The sequence below is a fragment of the Thalassovita autumnalis genome (genome assembly GCF_001458255.1).
In the GTDB taxonomy this organism is placed as follows: Bacteria; Pseudomonadota; Alphaproteobacteria; order Rhodobacterales; family Rhodobacteraceae; genus Thalassobius; species Thalassobius autumnalis.
Genome location: NZ_CYSB01000040.1, coordinates 311,471 through 329,060, shown reverse-complemented (window position 1 = coordinate 329,060; position 17,590 = coordinate 311,471). Strand labels below are relative to the sequence as shown.

Annotated in this window: 17 protein-coding genes; 13 read left to right on the top strand and 4 right to left on the bottom strand. The window is 59.7% G+C overall.

Annotation, left to right across the window (positions count from 1 at the left end; translation table 11 throughout):
- Nucleotides 1-7: 7 nt before the first annotated feature.
- Nucleotides 8-496, bottom strand: a complete 489-nt coding sequence (locus tag TL5118_RS18310) for an Lrp/AsnC family transcriptional regulator (RefSeq protein ID WP_058244289.1) — start codon at nucleotides 494-496, stop codon at nucleotides 8-10.
- 124 nt (nucleotides 497-620) lie between these two features.
- Here TL5118_RS18310 and putA point away from each other — a divergent pair, with 124 nt between their 5' ends.
- Nucleotides 621-4,061, top strand: coding sequence for a bifunctional proline dehydrogenase/L-glutamate gamma-semialdehyde dehydrogenase PutA (gene putA, locus TL5118_RS18305; RefSeq protein ID WP_058244288.1), 3,441 nt, complete (start codon nucleotides 621-623; stop codon nucleotides 4,059-4,061).
- 108 nt (nucleotides 4,062-4,169) lie between these two features.
- A complete protein-coding gene (locus tag TL5118_RS18300) occupies nucleotides 4,170-5,405 on the top strand; it encodes an acyl-CoA dehydrogenase family protein (protein ID WP_058244287.1) in 1,236 nt (411 codons plus the stop codon).
- Between the two features lie 93 nt (nucleotides 5,406-5,498).
- Here the strand turns inward: TL5118_RS18300 and TL5118_RS18295 are convergent, their stop codons facing one another.
- The 3 genes from TL5118_RS18295 to TL5118_RS18285 form a co-directional block, all read right to left on the bottom strand.
- Nucleotides 5,499-6,557, bottom strand: a complete 1,059-nt coding sequence (locus TL5118_RS18295) for a YeeE/YedE family protein (RefSeq protein WP_058244286.1) — start codon at nucleotides 6,555-6,557, stop codon at nucleotides 5,499-5,501.
- Between the two features lie 42 nt (nucleotides 6,558-6,599).
- The gene (locus tag TL5118_RS18290) at nucleotides 6,600-6,950 is read right to left on the bottom strand and encodes an ArsR/SmtB family transcription factor (RefSeq protein WP_058244285.1); all 351 of its coding nucleotides are present in this window, start codon (nucleotides 6,948-6,950) and stop codon (nucleotides 6,600-6,602) included.
- A 102-nt stretch (nucleotides 6,951-7,052) separates the two neighbouring features.
- On the bottom strand, nucleotides 7,053-7,439 hold the full coding sequence (locus TL5118_RS18285) for a thioredoxin fold domain-containing protein (RefSeq protein WP_058244284.1): 387 nt from the start codon (nucleotides 7,437-7,439) through the stop codon (nucleotides 7,053-7,055).
- A gap of 60 nt (nucleotides 7,440-7,499) precedes the next feature.
- Here TL5118_RS18285 and TL5118_RS18280 point away from each other — a divergent pair, with 60 nt between their 5' ends.
- From TL5118_RS18280 to TL5118_RS18230, 11 genes are all read left to right on the top strand, one after another.
- Complete coding sequence (locus tag TL5118_RS18280) at nucleotides 7,500-8,237, top strand: cytochrome c biogenesis CcdA family protein (RefSeq protein WP_058244283.1); 738 nt, start codon at nucleotides 7,500-7,502, stop codon at nucleotides 8,235-8,237.
- A gap of 29 nt (nucleotides 8,238-8,266) precedes the next feature.
- Nucleotides 8,267-8,830 (top strand): thioredoxin family protein, encoded by a 564-nt coding sequence (locus tag TL5118_RS18275; protein WP_058244282.1) that lies wholly within the window; start codon nucleotides 8,267-8,269, stop codon nucleotides 8,828-8,830.
- Nucleotides 8,831-8,966: 136 nt separating this feature from the next.
- Nucleotides 8,967-9,440 carry a sulfur oxidation c-type cytochrome SoxX gene (gene soxX / locus TL5118_RS18270; protein WP_058244281.1) on the top strand — a complete coding sequence of 158 codons (474 nt, stop codon included), beginning with the start codon at nucleotides 8,967-8,969 and terminating at the stop codon, nucleotides 9,438-9,440.
- 30 nt (nucleotides 9,441-9,470) lie between these two features.
- A complete protein-coding gene (gene soxY / locus TL5118_RS18265; RefSeq protein ID WP_058244280.1) occupies nucleotides 9,471-9,890 on the top strand; it encodes a thiosulfate oxidation carrier protein SoxY in 420 nt (139 codons plus the stop codon).
- Between the two features lie 22 nt (nucleotides 9,891-9,912).
- Nucleotides 9,913-10,242 (top strand): thiosulfate oxidation carrier complex protein SoxZ, encoded by a 330-nt coding sequence (gene soxZ, locus TL5118_RS18260; protein WP_058244279.1) that lies wholly within the window; start codon nucleotides 9,913-9,915, stop codon nucleotides 10,240-10,242.
- Nucleotides 10,243-10,309: 67 nt separating this feature from the next.
- Nucleotides 10,310-11,164: a sulfur oxidation c-type cytochrome SoxA gene (gene soxA, locus TL5118_RS18255; RefSeq protein ID WP_058244278.1), complete on the top strand. Its 855-nt coding sequence runs from the start codon at nucleotides 10,310-10,312 to the stop codon at nucleotides 11,162-11,164.
- Between the two features lie 135 nt (nucleotides 11,165-11,299).
- Entirely contained in the window at nucleotides 11,300-13,003 is a 1,704-nt protein-coding gene (soxB, locus tag TL5118_RS18250; RefSeq protein WP_058244277.1) for a thiosulfohydrolase SoxB, read from the top strand.
- Nucleotides 13,004-13,195: 192 nt separating this feature from the next.
- Nucleotides 13,196-14,467: a sulfite dehydrogenase gene (gene soxC / locus TL5118_RS18245; RefSeq protein WP_058244276.1), complete on the top strand. Its 1,272-nt coding sequence runs from the start codon at nucleotides 13,196-13,198 to the stop codon at nucleotides 14,465-14,467.
- Nucleotides 14,451-15,509: a c-type cytochrome gene (locus tag TL5118_RS18240; protein ID WP_058244275.1), complete on the top strand. Its 1,059-nt coding sequence runs from the start codon at nucleotides 14,451-14,453 to the stop codon at nucleotides 15,507-15,509. Before soxC ends, TL5118_RS18240 begins: the two co-directional genes overlap by 17 nt.
- Nucleotides 15,510-15,512: 3 nt before the next feature.
- Complete coding sequence (locus TL5118_RS18235) at nucleotides 15,513-16,220, top strand: c-type cytochrome (RefSeq protein ID WP_058244274.1); 708 nt, start codon at nucleotides 15,513-15,515, stop codon at nucleotides 16,218-16,220.
- A 107-nt stretch (nucleotides 16,221-16,327) separates the two neighbouring features.
- The gene (locus TL5118_RS18230) at nucleotides 16,328-17,590 is read left to right on the top strand and encodes an NAD(P)/FAD-dependent oxidoreductase (protein WP_058244273.1); all 1,263 of its coding nucleotides are present in this window, start codon (nucleotides 16,328-16,330) and stop codon (nucleotides 17,588-17,590) included.

The window sequence follows — 17,590 nt, the reverse complement described above, 5'->3', positions numbered from 1 at the left end:
TAATCCCTCAACCCTCCAGCGCACTGACATCCCGGTCTTTCACGGCCTCCATCGCCACATAGGTCGAAGAGGACGCCACATGCGGCAGGCGGGAAATACCATCGCCCAGCACACGGCGATAATCACGAATGTCGCGGGTGCGCACCTTGATCAGATAATCAAAACCGCCCGCAATCATGTGACATTCCTCAACCTCGGGCAGCTTGCGCACTGCCTCATTAAACGCGGTCAGCGCGGCCTCCCGGGTGTCTGAGAGCTTGAGCTCAATAAACGCGACATGATCTAGCCCCAGGCGTGTGGCGGACAGCTGGGCGCGGTAGCCCGTAATGATGCCATCCTTTTCCAGACGTTTGACCCGCGCCAGCACCGGCGTCTTTGAAAGGCCAACCCGCGCAGCCAATTCCGTCATCGAAATCCGCGCCTCCACCGAGAGGATTTCGAGGATCTTGCGGTCAAAACTGTCCAGCTCTGCTGGTGGCGGGAGGGTTTGGTTCATTTGTGCTGCCTGATACAGAATCAAAAGACGGTTCGTCTATGATAGGGCAGGAATTGGTCAAATAGTACCGTTGAAATGCGCTATCCTGTCAGAAGTGAATACCCCTTTTGAATGAGGCGCCGCCATGATCAACCTGGACCCCCGCTGGGATCAGAACAAACGTCGTAACGAAGTAGAAACCGTCGCCGCCCTTGTAGAACAGGCGGCGCTGGATCAAGCGACGCGGGACAGGATCGTGGCACGGGCCAGCACATTGGTCAGCCGGATCCGGACCGAATCCAAACCGGGCTTGATGGAGGTGTTTCTGGCCGAATATGGCCTGTCGACCGATGAAGGCATTGCGCTGATGTGTCTGGCCGAGGCGCTGTTGCGGGTGCCCGATGCCGACACTATCGATGCGCTGATCGAGGATAAGATCGCCCCGTCGGATTGGTCCAAACACCTTGGCAACTCGGCCTCACCGCTGGTCAACGCCTCCACCTGGGGTCTGTTGCTGACCGGGCGGGTGCTGAAAGATGACGCACAAGGCCTGGCGGGCACCCTGCGCGGTGCCGCGAAACGTCTGGGCGAACCGGTGATCCGGACCGCTGTGGGCCGCGCCATGCGGGAAATGGGCCGCCAGTTTGTGTTGGGTCAGGACATCCAGGCCGCGATGGAGCGCGCCAAAGGCATGGAGGCCAAGGGCTATTCCTATTCCTACGATATGCTGGGCGAGGCGGCGATGACCGCCGCAGATGCCGCCCGCTATGCCAAGGCCTACGCCGATGCGATCACCGCGATCACCGACCGCTGCAAGGGCGGTGATATTCGGATGAACCCCGGTATCTCGGTCAAACTGTCGGCGCTGCACCCGCGTTATGAGGTGGCCAAAACCGAACGTGTGATGGCCGAACTGGTGCCGGTGGTGCGCGATCTGGCGCGGCAGGCGGCGCGGGCGGGCATGGGCTTTAACATCGATGCGGAGGAGGCCGACCGTCTTGGCCTGCCGCTGAAGGTGATTGAGGCGGTCCTGGCCGACGAGCAGCTGGCCGGCTGGGATGGGTTCGGCGTTGTGGTGCAGGCCTATGGGCGGCGTGCAGGTGACGTGATCGATGGGCTTTATGACATGGCGCAGCGCCATGAGCGCCGCATCATGATCCGACTGGTGAAGGGCGCCTATTGGGACACGGAGGTCAAACTGGCGCAGGTCGAAGGCCTGACTGATTTCCCGGTGTTCACCCGCAAATCCGCCACTGATGTCAGCTATGTCACCAATGCGCGCAAACTGTTGCAGATGACAGACCGAATCTATCCGCAGTTCGCCACCCACAATGCCCACACCGTGGCCGCAGTGCTGGAAATGGCCAATGAGCTGCCGAATGAGGCCTATGAGTTCCAGCGCCTGCACGGCATGGGCGAGAGCCTGCATGATCTGGTTTTGTCTGATGAAAAGACGGGTTGCCGGATCTACGCGCCGGTTGGGGCGCATCGTGATCTGCTGGCCTATCTGGTGCGGCGTCTGCTGGAAAATGGCGCCAACTCCTCGTTTGTGAACCAGATTGTGGATGAGGATATCAGCCCAGCTGAAGTGGCGGCCTGTCCCTTTGCGCAAGTCGATGCGGATCTGGCGCAGGAGCTGGGTTATCTGAAATACGGGCCTGAGCTGTTTGGCGCGGATCGCAAAAACGCCAAAGGGTTCGATCTGTTTGATGTGAATGAGCTGCGCCAGATTGAGGTTGCGCGCGGCGGTCAGGCGCTCACCGCGGCAGGGCCGCAGATCGCGGGGGCCGTGGAGGGCGGGGCTGTTGAGCCTAGCATCAACCCGGCCACTGGGGAGGAGATCGGCCAGATCACCCTGTCGTCTGAAAAAGACGTGGCCACCGCCCTTGAGGCAGCAACGCCCTGGAATGCGCCTATGGCGGAGCGTGCGGCAGTGCTGAACCGGGCGGCGGATCTTTATGAGGAGCACTATGGTGAGCTGTTCCAGCTCTTGGCGCGTGAGGCTGGCAAAACGCTGATGGATGCGGTGGGGGAACTGCGCGAGGCGGTGGATTTCCTGCGCTACTATGCGTTGGAGGCTGGCAGCCTGCGCAATCCGGCGCGCGGGATCTTCACCTGTATCAGTCCGTGGAACTTCCCCTTGGCCATTTTCTCCGGCCAGATTGCGGCGGCGCTGGCGGCGGGCAATGCGGTGCTGGCCAAACCTGCTGAAACAACCCCGTTGATTGCCACCCGCGCGGTGCAATTGCTGCATGAAGCCGGCGTGCCGAAAACCGCGCTGCAATTGCTGCCGGGACCAGGATCTGTGGTGGGCAAGGCGCTGACCTCTGACCCGCGGATTTCTGGCGTGGCCTTCACCGGATCCACCGCAACGGCAAAACGTATTCAGGCGGCCATGGCCGGATCGATGGCCCCGGGCGCGCCGCTGATTGCGGAAACCGGTGGTCTGAACGCCATGATCGTGGATTCCACCGCCCTGCCGGAACAGGCGGTGCGGGATATCGTGGCCTCCAGCTTCCAGTCGGCGGGTCAGCGTTGTTCGGCCCTGCGGTGCCTTTATGTTCAGGAAGACATTGAACCGGCCCTGCGTGAGATGCTGATCGGCGCAATGAACGAACAGCGGGTGGGCAACCCTTGGGATCTGGAAACTGACATCGGCCCGGTGATCAATGCAGCGGCTCAGGCCGAGATCAACGCCCATATCGCGACGGCCAAGGCAGAAGGTCGCCTGCTGCATCAGCTGGATGCGCCAGCCGAGGGGCACTTTGTGGCGCCGTCGCTGATCAAGGTGGGCGGCATTGCGGATCTGGGCAAAGAGGTCTTTGGCCCTGTGCTGCATATCGCCACTTTCAAAGCGGGGGAGATCAACGATGTGATCGCGGCGGTGAACGCGACGGGCTACGGTCTGACCTTTGGTCTGCACACCCGTATCGACACCCGGGTGCAGGAGGTGGCCGATGCGGTGCATGTCGGCAACCTCTATGTGAACCGCAACCAGATCGGCGCCATTGTCGGCAGCCAGCCGTTTGGTGGCGAAGGTCTGTCGGGCACAGGTCCCAAGGCGGGCGGGCCGAACTACCTGCCACGGTTCACCCGCGCGGCGGTTTCGCCTGAGGGCGCGCAGGCGACCAACCCGGTGGCCAGCGAGCAGGTGCAGCGTCAGCTGAGCAGCGCCGAGGTGCCAAGCGCACCGGTGATGCAACGCGACATGCCCGGACCGACCGGGGAGATGAACCGCCTCAGCGCCTATGCACGCGGTCCGGTGCTGTGTCTGGGACCAGGGGTGAAGCTGGCGGCGGAACAGGCGGCGCTGGTGCGCGGTCTGGGGGGCGTCGCGGTGGAGCAGCCCGGCGTGGTTGATCCTGGCGCGATGCGCAGCCTGCGCGATCTGGCCGCCGTGATCTGGTGGGGCGATTTGGGACTGGCGCGCGGCTATGCTGCGGCGCTGGCGGACCGGGATGGGCCACTGGTGGCATTGGTCACCGATGCCCCTGACGCGGGCCACGTGCTGCATGAACGTCACCTATGTGTTGACACCACTGCGGCGGGCGGCAATGCCAACCTGCTGGCGGGCCAAAACGGCTAAGATCAGGACATCGGGGCGGCGTGCAGGTTGCATTCCGCCCCAACGTCACACAACCCAGCCCTTTCCCTGAGGGCAATCCGGTGGTCTAGTCGCCCCAAGTGGAGGAGGATGACCATGGATTTTGGTATTCGTGCAGAAAACCGCAAGCTGCTGGATCGGGTGATCGCGATGATCGACACCGAGATTGCACCGCTGCAGGATGAATATGAGGGTGAGGTCGCCAAGGGCGATCGTTGGCAATACACGGACCGGCAGGCTGAGATCCTGGAAGGGCTGAAAGCCAAGGCCAAAGCGGCAGGACTGTGGAATTTCTGGCTGACCGATGGCGACCGCGGCTTGGGTCTTTCGACCGTGGAATATGCCTATTTCGCCGAGGAAATGGGCCGTGTTGGTCTGGCGGCGGAGGTTTTCAACTGCTCAGCCCCCGACACTGGCAACATGGAAGTGTTCCACAAATACGGAACCGATGCGATGAAGGCCCGGTGGCTGGAACCGCTGCTGCAGGGGCAAATCCGGTCGGCCTATCTGATGACGGAACCCGATGTTGCCTCCTCGGATGCGACCAATGTGTCGATGTCCTGTGTGCGTGATGGCGACGATTATGTGCTCAACGGCGAAAAGTGGTGGGCCTCGGGCGCGGGGGATCCGCGCTGTAAGGTCTATATCGTTATGGTGAAAACCGGTGGCGAGGACACTGCGAAACATCAGCGCCATTCGATGATTGTGGTGGATGCGGCGACGCCGGGGATTGAGGTCTTGCGCCCGATGCATGTCTACGGCGCGGATGATGCGCCGCATGGGCATATGCACATCCGGTTCACCGATGTGCGGGTGCCTGCGGAAAACATGCTGCTGGGCGAAGGACGCGGGTTTGAGATCAGTCAGGGGCGGCTTGGCCCGGGACGGATCCATCACTGCATGCGGGCCATTGGTCAGGCAGAATCTGCGCTGACCCTGATGTGTAAACGCGCGCTGGAGCGGGAGGCCTTTGGCAAGCCGCTGGCCAGCCTGGGTGCGAACTATGACATCATCGCTGAGGCCCGGATGGAGATTGAGCAGGCGCGTCTGCTGTGCCTCAAGGCGGCGTGGTTCATGGATCAGGGGGACGCCCGTGCGGCAGCGCCGTGGATTTCCATGATCAAGACTGTTGCGCCCCGGATGGCGCTGAAGGTGATTGATGAGGCGGCGCAGATGTTTGGCGCGATGGGGATTTCACAGGACACGCCGCTGGCGTCAAAATGGACCCATGTGCGTACCCTGCGTCTGGCTGACGGCCCCGATGCGGTGCACCGGCGTCAGATTGCGCGGACGGAACTGCGCAAATACACGCAGGAGCGGATCTGATCCCGGTCATTGTGGAGGGGCATTGCCCCTCCGCCATCGTAGAAGCGGTCAGGTTTTATCTACTGGCAAAGTAATACAACACAGGCCCGTCGTTTATTCGGCGGGCTGAAATCCTTCGATCAACTGGCGCAGACCCAGCGCGGCCCCGGCAAAGATCGCCGCAAAGGTCACGGGTGCTGACCAGGCCAGCGTGGAAAAGGCGGTCATGCCCTGACCCACGGTGCAGCCAAGGGCCAGCACCGCGCCGATCCCCATCAGACCCGCGCCGATGATCTGGCGGCGCAGCTCGCGCGGGTCATCGCAGGCCTCCCAGCGGAAATGCCCTTTGATGAGGGAACCGATGAAGGCGCCAAGCGCCACCCCGGTGATGGAGCCAACTGCAAAGCTGGGTTCGCGCACCGATGCGGTCATGTAATAGATCAGCGTTTCGCCCACGGGGGCAGAGAAGCTGTGCGATACCACAGGCAGGTCTTCGAAGCCGGCGGTGGCGGCATAGTAGCTGCCGGCCCAGCCCGATGTGATGGCAAGCCCGACCACCACGCCCCAGAAAACGGATTTCGGATCCTGCAGAAACTTGCGGGAGCCAAGCGCCCCAAGGGTGATCAGCGCGCCAAATGCCAGACCGATATGGACGGGTGACATGCCAAGGAAGCGGCCCAGGAAATGGGCGATGCCCGGTGGCACTTCACTGGTCACATCAACCTGTGGAAAGGCCATGTTGCGCAACGGCGCCAACGGGCCTGACAGGGTGGCATAGGCGGCGACGCCCATCACAAGCACGATCACAAAGGCGCGAAAATCCCCGCCACCAAGGCGCGCAATGGCGCCGTAGCCACAGTTGCCGGCCAGCGCCATGCCGTAGCCAAAGGTCAACCCGCCAAGGATTGAGGCCAAGGGCATCCAGCGGATGGACAGGTAATAGGAGGCCTCGGGCTGCATCATCCCGGCGCCGGTCAGGCCGAAACAGCCCAAGATGCCGACCCCGATCGCCAGCACCCACATGCGCATGCGAATGTCTGAGCCGCCGTAAAGCAGATCCTCAATTGCGCCCATGGTGCAGAAGCGGCCCAGCCGTGCTGCCAGCCCCAGAACAAGACCACCAACCCCGCCAAACAGCGCGGTGGTCCAATACTCTCCGATGATATCGATCATGGGCGCGCGCCTCCCAACGCGGCCCTGCGCAGGCTCAGCAGCTCATGCTTGGCTTTCGCTGTCGTCGGCGCAGAACAAATCGTAGACCAGTTCAAGCATACGCTTGGGACGGTCATCCGCCAAACGATAATAAATCGCCTTGCCTTCGCGCCGTGGCACAACCAGACCTTCGAGGCGCAGACGCGACAGCTGTTGCGAGACAGCGGCCTGCCGGGCCGAAAGCAGATCTTCCAGCTCGGTCACGGATTTTTCGCCCGACACCAGATGGCAGAGGATCATCAGGCGGCCTTCGTGGCTGACAGCCTTGAGGAAGTTTGACGCATTGGTGGCGTTTTCCACCATGCGGTCCATTTCCGAGTCAGAGATGTTGTCGTCAAAGACAGGCAGACCCATGTCACCCTCGATCCTTGTTCCTATGGGGCCTCATAGCGAATGAGGCCTCAAGCGTAAAGTCACAGCCGTATCGCAACGGCGTTCTGATGGGCGGCGTTGCCCTCAGGTGCCACTTTCTGTGGCAAAATCCGTTTTGGCCTTCAGCATCATCTCCAGCAGGCCCCAGAAGAAATCTTCGCCCGGGTAGCCTTCGATGCGGCCGATTTCCTGACCCTCCTCAACCAGCACAAAGGTGGGTGTGTAAACCACCTTGCGCGCAAAACTCAGGCCGTCGGGCAGGGGATCATCGATGTCGATCTGCTGTAGCGGGGCAAACTGACCTGCGGCGGTCTTGGGATAGATCGGGCCGATCTCTTCTTTCCATTGGATGCAATAATGGCAGCCCGGCGTTTCCACCATAAACAATTCCGCCGCCCAAAGGGGGCTGGTGAATGTGCTGGCCAGCAGGGTGGCCGCTATGGCAAAACGTTGACGCAAGGGTTGCAACATGATTGACGATCCTCTTTCATACTACATAATGTGAATGTATGAATTCATCAAGGGCCGGACATGATTGATATTTCATTTGCAGCTGCGGCATTTGCGGGTCTCTTGAGCTTCTTCACTCCGTGCATTCTGCCGATGGTTCCGTTTTATCTGTGCTACATGGCCGGTCTTTCGATGACCGAGCTGCAGGGCGACGGTACAATCGCCAAAGGGGCGCAGCGGCGGTTGGTGATTTCGGCCATCGCCTTTGCCTTTGGTGTCAGCACGATTTTTGTGCTGCTGGGCATGGGGGCAACGGCGCTGGGGCAGGTCTTTGCCCAGTGGCTGGACACCTTGCGCTGGGTGGCAGCGGCGGTGCTGCTGCTGTTTGGTCTGCATTTCATCGGGCTGCTGCGGATTGGTCTGTTCTACCGTGAGGCCAAGTTGGAAAGTACTATGGCGCCGTCTACGCTTATGGGCGCTTATGTGATGGGCCTGGCCTTTGGCTTTGGCTGGACGCCCTGCGTGGGGCCGGCGCTGGCCTCCATCCTGATGATCGCCAGTGGGATGGGCGATATCTGGCGCGGCGGTCTGCTGCTGCTGGTCTATGGGCTGTCGATGACGGCGCCGTTTGTAGTGGCCGCGCTTTTTGCCAAGCCGTTTCTGCGCTGGCTGGGGCGCCACCGTTCCAAGCTGCAATATGCTGAGAAAATCATGGGCGGGATGCTGATCCTTTTCGCGATTTTGATTGCCACCAACGGTGTGCGGCTGATCGCGGATGTGATGATCCGCTGGATGCCATCGCTGACGACGCTGGGCTAAGGGCGTGTGAATTGAAGAGGGAGGAGAGCATGAGATCAATTTTGACAGCATGTGTTTTGGCACTTGGGCTGGCTGCACCGTCGGTGGGCGTGGCGGCTGAACTGGGGGATGACGGGCTGCACAAGACCGTTTGGATGCAGGATACCTTCAAAGACCTGTCCGAGGATCTGGAAGAGGCCAACGCTGCAGGTAAACGCCTGATGGTTATCATTGAACAGCGTGGCTGTATCTATTGCACCAAGATGCATGAGGAGGTCTTTCCCGACCCCGAAATCGCGCTTAGCCTAGAGCAGGATTACTTCGTTGTGCAGATCAATATGTTCGGCGATGTCGAGGTCACGGACTTTGATGGCGAATCTCTGGCTGAGAAAGAGATGGTGCGCAAATGGGGGCTGATGTTCACCCCGACGATGCTGTTTTTGCCAGAAGAGGTTACTGAGGGTCAGACCGCAGGGCAGGCGGCTGTTGCAACCGTTCCGGGGGCATTTGGCAAAGGCACCACTTTGGCTATGTTGCGTTGGGTGTTGGAAAAGGGTTACCTTTCCGAGGAGCCGTTCCAAAAATATCTCGCGCGGACTCTATCTGCGCAATAATCATCAATCCACAAATTAGCTTGCGTTCATATTGGTAAATTCACGATAATGAATTTGTTGTTGCGTCATGCGCAGCCGTCGACTACCGTATACAAAAGCGAGCTTAGCCACTTAACGGGTAGCCATGGGAGGAAACATGAAGCTTACGACTTTGACACTGGTGGCGGCGCTGTCTGCTGGGGCGGCATTTGCCAACCCAGTTGCGCCTGCTGATGTTGTTTTCGACGAGTACGGGGCGGTCGAAGCCTCGTTGACCGGCACCGCCGGGGACGCGGAAATGGGCGCCAAGATCATGGCGTCGAAAAAGATGGGCAATTGCATTGCCTGCCATGCGGTCACCGCGCTGAATGACGCACCGTTCCACGGTGAAGTTGGCCCGGAACTGGATGGTGTGGGGGATCGCTGGAACGCTGCTGAACTGCGCGGCATTCTGGTCAACGCCAAAGGTGTCTATGATGGCACTGTTATGCCGTCCTACTACAAGGTCAGCGGTTTTGTCCGTCCGGGCGATGCGTATACCGGCAAGGCGCCCAAGGGCCCGCTGGATCCGCTGCTCTCTGCACAGCAAATCGAAGATGTTGTCGCTTTCCTGACCACTCTGACCGAGTGATCTGGGCGCGACGAAATTAAGGAGATCACAATGGAATTCTCACGACGCGACACGCTGGCCATGGGCCTGGGTGCTGCTGCGCTGACCGTTCTGCCTTTCCAGGTGAACGCAGCTGCAGCGGATGACTTTATCGCCGAGTTCACCGGCGGAGCCGATCTGGGCGAGGGTGGTCTGACCCTGACCGCACCGGAAATTGCAGAAAACGGCAACACCGTTCCTGTGTCGGTTGAGGCAGAAGGCGCCGAAGCCATCATGCTGTTGGCCATGGGCAACCCGACCCCGGGTGTTGCCACCTTCACCTTTGGTGAGCTGGCAGGCAGCCAGTCGGCTTCGACTCGTATCCGTCTGGCAGGCACCCAGGACGTGGTCGCCATCGCCAAAATGGCCGACGGCAGCTTTGTCAAAGCTGGTCAGACCGTAAAGGTCACCATCGGCGGCTGCGGCGGCTAATCAGGATCGAAGGAGAAAAGACATGGCAAAAGGTGTAAAACCTCGCGTTAAAGCCCCGAAAAAGGCGGCTGCTGGCGAAACCGTTACCCTGAAGACCCTGATCAGCCACAAGATGGAATCGGGTCAGCGTAAGAACAAGGATGGCAGCGTCATCCCGCGGTCGATCATCAACCGTTTCACTTGCGCCTTCAACGGCAAGACCGTTGTGGACGTCAAGCTGGAGCCAGCGATCTCGACCAACCCTTACTTCGAGTTTGAGGCCGTTGTGCCCGAAGCGGGCGAATTCCAGTTCACCTGGTATGACGATGATGGCTCGGTCTATGAGACCGCCAAAAAGGTCGCAATCGCTTAATAAAAATAGATGTTTCTGTCCCGCCGGTGCGCCGGCGGGATCTGAGATATCACAGGGAGGAAGCTAGATGACATTCAAGCCAACAACTGCGATTGCTGCCCTGCTGCTGGCAGTCCCAACGCTGGCGATCGCCGAAGCGGATGATGATACGCTGATCGTCAACGATGAGTTGGAAATGGTAACCAAAGCCGCTGCGCCAGCTCACCTGGCAGATGACCTCGATGAGGTGATCTCGGGCTGGCATTTCCGCTCGGATGAGACGCAGGCGCTGCAGATGGACGATTTTGACAACCCTGGCATGCTGGGTGTTGAACTGGCCATCGACGCCTGGGAAACCGTTGAAGGCACCGCCGAAAAATCCTGTGCATCCTGCCACGGCGACGTGGAAGAGAGCATGGCCGGCGTGCGCGCGGTTTATCCGAAGTGGAACGAAGCCGCTGGCGAAGTGCGGACCTTGGAGATGCAGGTCAACGATTGCCGCGAAAACCAGATGGGCGCCGAGAAGCTGGGCTACACCAGTGGCGCGCTGACCAACATGGTTGCGCTGATCTCGCTGCAGTCGCGTGGCATGCCCGTGAACGTGGCCATCGATGGTCCGGCACAGGCCATGTGGGAACAGGGCAAAGAGCTCTACTACACCCGCACCGGTCAGCTGGAACTGTCCTGCGCCAACTGCCATGAGCAGAACTACGGCAACATGATCCGTGCGGATCACCTGAGCCAGGGCCAGATCAACGGGTTCCCCGTCTACCGTCTGAAAAACGCCAAGCTGAACTCGGTTCACGCGCGTTTCAAAGGCTGTGTGCGTGACACCCGCGCCGAAACCTATAGCCCCGGAAGCGCCGATTTTGTTGCGCTGGAGCTTTACGTCGCCAGCCGTGGCAACGGCCTGTCGGTCGAAGCACCCTCGGTGCGCAACTAAAACCACTCTGACTGGGGCGGCGACGACCGCCCCGGCTCCTCCTCCATCTCACCTATAAGATCACCGCCCTTGGGCTGACATCTGCAGTGCTTGGCTGCCGGTTGATCTCTTACATCGTTTCGGAGCAACACGGATATGATTTCGCGTCGTGATTTCCTGCAGGTTTCAATGGCCGCCACTGCAATGCTGGGCGGATCCGCCTATGGCAGCTGGGGGCGTTTGGCAGCACAGCAGAAGCTGACCCAAGACCAGCTGCTGGAGTTTGATACGTTCGGGAATGTGTCGCTGATCCATATCACCGACATTCACGCACAGCTGAAACCGATCTATTTCCGCGAACCGTCGATCAACCTGGGCGTTGGTCCGGCGCTGGGTCAGGTGCCCCATGTCACCGGCGCAGATTTCCGCAAGATGTACGGGATCGAGGACGGTTCGGCCTCGGCCTATGCGCTGACTTATGACGATTTCACCTCGCTGGCGCGGGGCTATGGCAAGGTGGGCGGCATGGACCGTGTTGCCACGGTGATCAACGCGATCCGGGCCGAGCGCCCCGATGCGCTGCTGCTGGACGGCGGTGACACCTGGCATGGGTCCTACACCTGCCACCACACCCAAGGCCAGGATGTGGTCAACGTCATGAACGCGCTGAAGCCGGATGCGATGACCTTCCACTGGGAATTTACGCTGGGCTCAGACCGGGTGCAGGAAGTTGTGGACGGCCTGCCGTTTGCGGCCCTTGGCGCCAATATCTTTGACGCGGAATGGGATGAGCCGTCGGAGAACTTTGAGGCCTACAAGATGTTTGAACGGGGCGGGGCCAAGATCGCAGTGGTCGGTCAGGCCTTCCCCTATATGCCCATCGCCAACCCGCGCTGGATGTTCCCTGAGTACTCGTTCGGGATCCGGGATGAACGGATGCAGGAAGTGGTAGATGAAGCTCGCGCCGAGGGTGCTGAACTGGTGGTTCTGCTCAGCCACAATGGTTTCGACGTGGATAAGAAAATGGCCAGCCGCGTCAAAGGCATCGACGTGATCCTTTCGGGCCACACCCATGACGCTGTGCCCGAACCGGTGCTGGTTGGCGAGACGATCATCGTCGCCTCAGGCTCGAACGGGAAATTCGTCAGCCGGGTGGATCTGGACGTGCGGGATGGCCGCATGATGGGCTTCCGCCACAAGCTGATTCCGATCCTGTCGGATGTGATTGAGCCCGACAAAGAGGTGGCCGCCGTGATTGACGCGCAGCGCGCGCCCTACAAGGACCAGCTGGAAGAGGTCATCGGCCGCACCGATGACGATAGTCTGCTCTACCGTCGTGGGAACTTCAACGGCACCTGGGATGACCTGATCTGTGACGCGCTTCTGTCGGAGCGTGAGGCGGACATCGCCATGTCGCCCGGCGTGCGCTGGGGCCCGTCGATCCTGCCGGATCAGGACATCACCCGCGAAGACATCTGGAATGTCACCTCGATGAGCTACGGCGAAGCCTACCGCACTGAAATGACCGGTGAGTTCATCCATGTGGTGTTGGAGGATGTGGCCGACAACCTGTTCAACGTGGATCCTTACTATCAGCAGGGTGGGGACATGGTGCGTGTGGGTGGCCTTGGCTACAAGATCGACATCACCAAACCGCAGGGCAGCCGGATCAGCGATATGACCTTGCTGAAAACTGGTGAGGCCATTGATCCAGCAAAGAATTATGTGGTCGCCGGCTGGGCCTCGGTCAACGAAGGCACCGAGGGGCCGCAGATCATGGATGTGGTGGAAGATCACATCAAAAAGCTGGGGACCGTGACCGTCACCCCGCGTGACAACGTCAAGGTTGTTGGCGCCTAAGCCATCTTTCTTCTTCGCACGGGTGTCTGCTTGAAGAAGTCATAAAAACAACGGGTTGCGGGACGAGTAAAAGTGCCTGTTTCGCAACCAGCCTCTTGAATTAGTTGGCAGCAAATACCCTATCTGGGGTTCACTTTCTCGAATTAATTCATTAAAATGAATTTGATTATAAGTGCCGGAGGCAGAATCAAAATGTCGAATAAACCGAAGGGCCTGACGCCCTCGCGACGGGCCTTCCTGAAAGGGGCCGCAGCGGTAGGTGGCAGCATGGCCGGGGGCGGCGCAGCCCTTGCAGCCAGCCCCGATCCCCTGATCGTTGAAAAGCAACCCTGGGCGCAGGGCACCGGTGATGGTGTCGATGCATCACCCTATGGTCTGCCGATCCAATACGAAGGCGACGTGGTGCGCCGGAACGTGGAATGGCTGACCGCGGATACCATCAGCTCGATCAACTTTACCCCGATCCACGCGCTGGACGGCACGATCACCCCGCAGGGTTGCGCGTTTGAACGCCACCATTCGGGCGCGATCGACATGCGCAAAGAAGATTTCCGGCTGATGATCAATGGCTTGGTCGATACGCCTCTGGTCTTCTCTTACGCGGATCTGGAACGGTTCCCGCGCGAAAACCGCACCTTCTTCCTGGAATGCGCGGCCAACACCGGCATGGAATGGGCAGGGGCCCAGCTGAACGGGGCGCAGTTCACCCACGGCATGATCCACAACATGGAATATTCCGGCGTGTCGCTGCGCAGCCTGCTGGAAGAGGCTGGCATCAAGCCTGAGGGCAAATGGGTCTATGTTGAGGGCGCGGATGCGTCGTCAAACGGGCGTTCCATCCCGCTGGAAAAGGCGCTGGATGACTGTATGATCGCCTTCAAAGCCAATGGCGAAGCGCTGCGCAAGGAACATGGGTATCCCGCGCGTCTGGTTGTGCCCGGTTGGGAAGGCAACATGTGGGTCAAATGGATCCGCCGCATTGAGGTGACGGATCAACCCATTGAAAGCCGTGAAGAAACCTCAAAGTACACAGACACGCTGGAAGATGGCACAAGCCGGAAGTGGACCTGGGTGATGGATGCGAAATCCGTTGTCACCTCGCCCTCGCCGCAGTCGCCGATCAAACATGGTCATGGCCCGCTGGTCATCACTGGTCTGGCTTGGTCTGGCCGCGGCGCGATCACCCGTGTGGATGTCTCCAAGGATGGTGGCAAGACCTGGGAAACCGCGCGTCTGGCCAATCCCGGCCAACCGATGGCGCTGACCCGGTTCTATCTGGACACCACCTGGACCGGCGAAGAAATGCTGCTGCAGAGCCGCGCGATGGATGAGACCGGCTATGTCCAGCCGACCAAAGCCATGCTGCGCGAAACCCGCGGCGAAAACTCGATTTACCACAATAACTGCATTCAGACCTGGTGGATCAAATCCAATGGGGAAGGTGAAAATGTCGAAGTATCGTAACCTTTTGCTTTGTGTTGCTGCGGCCTCGGTCGTGGCCGGTCCGGCACTGGCGGGCAAGTTCGGCTTGGGCCGTCCCGCCCTGCCGGAAGAGATCGCTGCCTGGGATCTGGACATTGCACCGGATGGCACCGGCCTGCCTGTGGGCAGTGGATCGGTGCTTGATGGGGAAGAAACCTTTGCCGAGTTCTGTGCGTCTTGCCACGGGGATTTCGCTGAAGGCGTTGATAACTGGCCAAAACTGGCTGGTGGCGCAGACACCTTGGCAGACAAGGATCCGCTGAAGACCGTTGGCTCCTACTGGCCGTATCTGTCGACCTCGTTTGATTACATCCGCCGCTCCATGCCCTTTGGCAATGCGCAGAGCCTGACGGATGATCAGGTCTATGAAATCACCGCATATATCCTTTATTCCAACGATCTGGTGGATGAGGATTTTGTGCTGAGCAACGAAAATTTCATGGAGGTTGAACTGCCCAATGCGCAGGGCTTCATCCTGGATGATCGCGACACCACTGAGGCGCATTTCTGGACGGAACCCTGCATGGAAAACTGCAAGGATGTGGTGGAAATCACCATGCGTGCCGCCGTATTGGATGTGACGCCCGAGGATGAAACCGCCAAGGCGGAGGCCCCGGCCGTCGTCGAAGCCGCCGCAACGCCTGAGCCCGCGCCTGAACCAGAGCCCGCGCCAGAACCCGTTGCCGAGGTCGCCGCGCTGGATGAAGCGTTGGTGAAGAAAGGTGAAAAGGTCTTTAAGAAGTGTAAAGCCTGCCACCAAGTCGGAGAAAAGGCCAAGAACAAGACCGGCCCGATCCTCAACGGTATCATCGGCGCGCCCATCGGCCAGGTGGAGGGGTTCAAATACTCCAAAGCGATGAAAGCCCTGGGCGAAGAGGGGCAAGTCTGGGATGACGAAAACCTCACCGCTTTCCTGACCAAGCCCAAGAAGTTCCTGAAGAAAACCAAGATGAGCTTTGCCGGGTTGAAAAAGGAAGCCGACATCACCGCGGTGACGGAATACCTAAAAAGCGTAGGCAAGTAAGCGATGCGTGCCATTGCCATCATATCACTCTGGGCGGCCCTTGCAGGGGCCGCACTTTCTGATGAAGCGGCCACGGCCATTGGTGACGCGGATCGTGGCGCCAAAATCTTTAAAAAATGTCAGGCGTGTCATCAGGTGGGCGAGGGCGCCAAACATCGGATTGGCCCACATCTGAACGGCATCTTCTTTCGTCCCGCTGCCAGCTTTGCCGGGTATAAATATTCCAAAGGCATGCGCCGCGCTGCCGACAGTGGGCTGCTGTGGGATCTTGAGGGGCTGGAGGCGTTTCTGACCAATCCCCGCAAAGCAGTGCCCGGCACCAAGATGAGCTTCGCGGGTCTGAAAAAGCCCAAGGACCGCGCGGACCTACTGGCCTACCTGCGGCAGTTTTCGGACAATCCTGCAGATATTCCCGAAGCGGCGCCAACCGCCCGCAAGGTTGAGATTGATCTGCCCCCTGAGGTGCTGGCGCTGGTGGGGGATCCCGATTTCGGCGAATATCTGTCAACCGAATGCACCACCTGTCATCAGACCGATGGCGACTATGACGGCATTCCCGCCATCATCGGCTGGCCGACCGAAGATTTCGTCATTGCCATGCATGCCTACAAACAGAAACAGCGTGACCATCCGGTAATGCAAATGATGGCCGGTCGCCTGTCTGATGAAGAGATTGCGGCGCTGGCCGCGTATTTCGCAGGGCTGGAGTGACAAGCACGCCGTCATGGCGGGTAAGCCATTGAGAAAAAGTAAGTCCTGAGGGGGTTTTTACCCAAAAGGCCCCAATAAGACATTGATTTACTTAGGGAGGAAGAGACATGAAATTGAACAGACGGAGCTTTATAGGCACCACATCACTGGCTGCGGCCAGTCTGGCAGCCCCGGCGGTGCTGGGCGCAGGCAAACCGCGGGTCGTGGTGATCGGCGGTGGTGCAGGTGGTGCGACCGCGGCGCGCTACATTGCCAAAGGGGCCAAGGGCGCAATTGATGTGACGCTGGTGGAACCCAGCCGCAGTTACTACACCTGCTTCTTCTCAAACCTTTACATCGGTGGCTTCCGACAGCTTTCCTCCATCGCGCACAGCTATGGCACGCTGGCCTCTGCCTATGGGATCAATGTGGTGCATGATTGGGCTGTGGGCATCGACCGCGATGCGCGGCAGGTGACCCTGGCTGGCGGGGCGGTGCTGCCCTATGACCGGCTGATCCTGTCACCGGGAATTGATTTTGTAGACGGGGCGGTGCCGGGCTGGGATGTTTCAGCCCAAAACAAGATGCCACACGCCTATAAGGCCGGGTCACAGACGGAACTGCTGAAAGCGCAGATTGAGGCTATGCCAGAGGGCGGCACCTTTGCCATGGTCGCCCCGCCCAATCCTTACCGTTGCCCACCCGGACCTTATGAGCGGATCTCGATGGTGGCGCATCTGCTGAAACAGACCAACCCAACCGCCAAGATCATTGTGGCCGACCCAAAGCCTAAGTTTTCCAAAATGGGCCTGTTCCAGGAAGGCTGGGCCAACCACTACGCGGGCATGGTCGATTGGATCGGCGCCGATTTCGGCGGTGGCAATGTTGAGGTGAATGCTGACGAGATGACGGTCACCATCGACGGCGAAGTCACCAAGGTGGATGCCTGCAACGTGATCCCCGCAATGAAGGCAGGCCGGATCTGCGAAATGGCCGGCATCACCGAGGGCAACTGGGCCCCGGTCTCAGGTCACACCATGCAAAGCCGGCTGGATGAAAACATCCATGTGCTGGGCGATGCGACCAATCAGGGGGATATGCCGAAATCTGGCTTCTCGGCCAATTCGCAGGCCAAGGTGGCGGCGATGGCGGTGCGCGGTGCATTGACCGGCTCCAAGGTCTTCCCGGCGAAATTCTCCAACACCTGTTGGTCGCTCATTGCCACGGATGATGGTGTCAAAGTGGGCGCCACCTATGAGGCAACGGATGAGAAGATTGCCAAGGTGGACGGGTTCATTTCGCAAACCGGTGAGGATGCGGATCTGCGCAAAGCCACCTATGAGGAATCCATCGGCTGGTATGCCGGGATCACCTCGGACATGTTTGGCTAA

Bases quoted from the DNA above. Each gene is read 5' to 3' on its own strand.
- TL5118_RS18310 (WP_058244289.1), bottom strand. From the start codon at position 496: ATGAACCAAACCCTCCCGCCACCAGCAGAGCTGGACAGTTTTGACCGC.
- putA (WP_058244288.1), top strand. From the start codon at position 621: ATGATCAACCTGGACCCCCGCTGGGATCAGAACAAACGTCGTAACGAA.
- TL5118_RS18300 (WP_058244287.1), top strand. From the start codon at position 4,170: ATGACCATGGATTTTGGTATTCGTGCAGAAAACCGCAAGCTGCTGGAT.
- TL5118_RS18295 (WP_058244286.1), bottom strand. From the start codon at position 6,557: ATGATCGATATCATCGGAGAGTATTGGACCACCGCGCTGTTTGGCGGG.
- TL5118_RS18290 (WP_058244285.1), bottom strand. From the start codon at position 6,950: ATGGGTCTGCCTGTCTTTGACGACAACATCTCTGACTCGGAAATGGAC.
- TL5118_RS18285 (WP_058244284.1), bottom strand. From the start codon at position 7,439: ATGTTGCAACCCTTGCGTCAACGTTTTGCCATAGCGGCCACCCTGCTG.
- TL5118_RS18280 (WP_058244283.1), top strand. From the start codon at position 7,500: ATGATTGATATTTCATTTGCAGCTGCGGCATTTGCGGGTCTCTTGAGC.
- TL5118_RS18275 (WP_058244282.1), top strand. From the start codon at position 8,267: ATGAGATCAATTTTGACAGCATGTGTTTTGGCACTTGGGCTGGCTGCA.
- soxX (WP_058244281.1), top strand. From the start codon at position 8,967: ATGAAGCTTACGACTTTGACACTGGTGGCGGCGCTGTCTGCTGGGGCG.
- soxY (WP_058244280.1), top strand. From the start codon at position 9,471: ATGGAATTCTCACGACGCGACACGCTGGCCATGGGCCTGGGTGCTGCT.
- soxZ (WP_058244279.1), top strand. From the start codon at position 9,913: ATGGCAAAAGGTGTAAAACCTCGCGTTAAAGCCCCGAAAAAGGCGGCT.
- soxA (WP_058244278.1), top strand. From the start codon at position 10,310: ATGACATTCAAGCCAACAACTGCGATTGCTGCCCTGCTGCTGGCAGTC.
- soxB (WP_058244277.1), top strand. From the start codon at position 11,300: ATGATTTCGCGTCGTGATTTCCTGCAGGTTTCAATGGCCGCCACTGCA.
- soxC (WP_058244276.1), top strand. From the start codon at position 13,196: ATGTCGAATAAACCGAAGGGCCTGACGCCCTCGCGACGGGCCTTCCTG.
- TL5118_RS18240 (WP_058244275.1), top strand. From the start codon at position 14,451: ATGTCGAAGTATCGTAACCTTTTGCTTTGTGTTGCTGCGGCCTCGGTC.
- TL5118_RS18235 (WP_058244274.1), top strand. From the start codon at position 15,513: ATGCGTGCCATTGCCATCATATCACTCTGGGCGGCCCTTGCAGGGGCC.
- TL5118_RS18230 (WP_058244273.1), top strand. From the start codon at position 16,328: ATGAAATTGAACAGACGGAGCTTTATAGGCACCACATCACTGGCTGCG.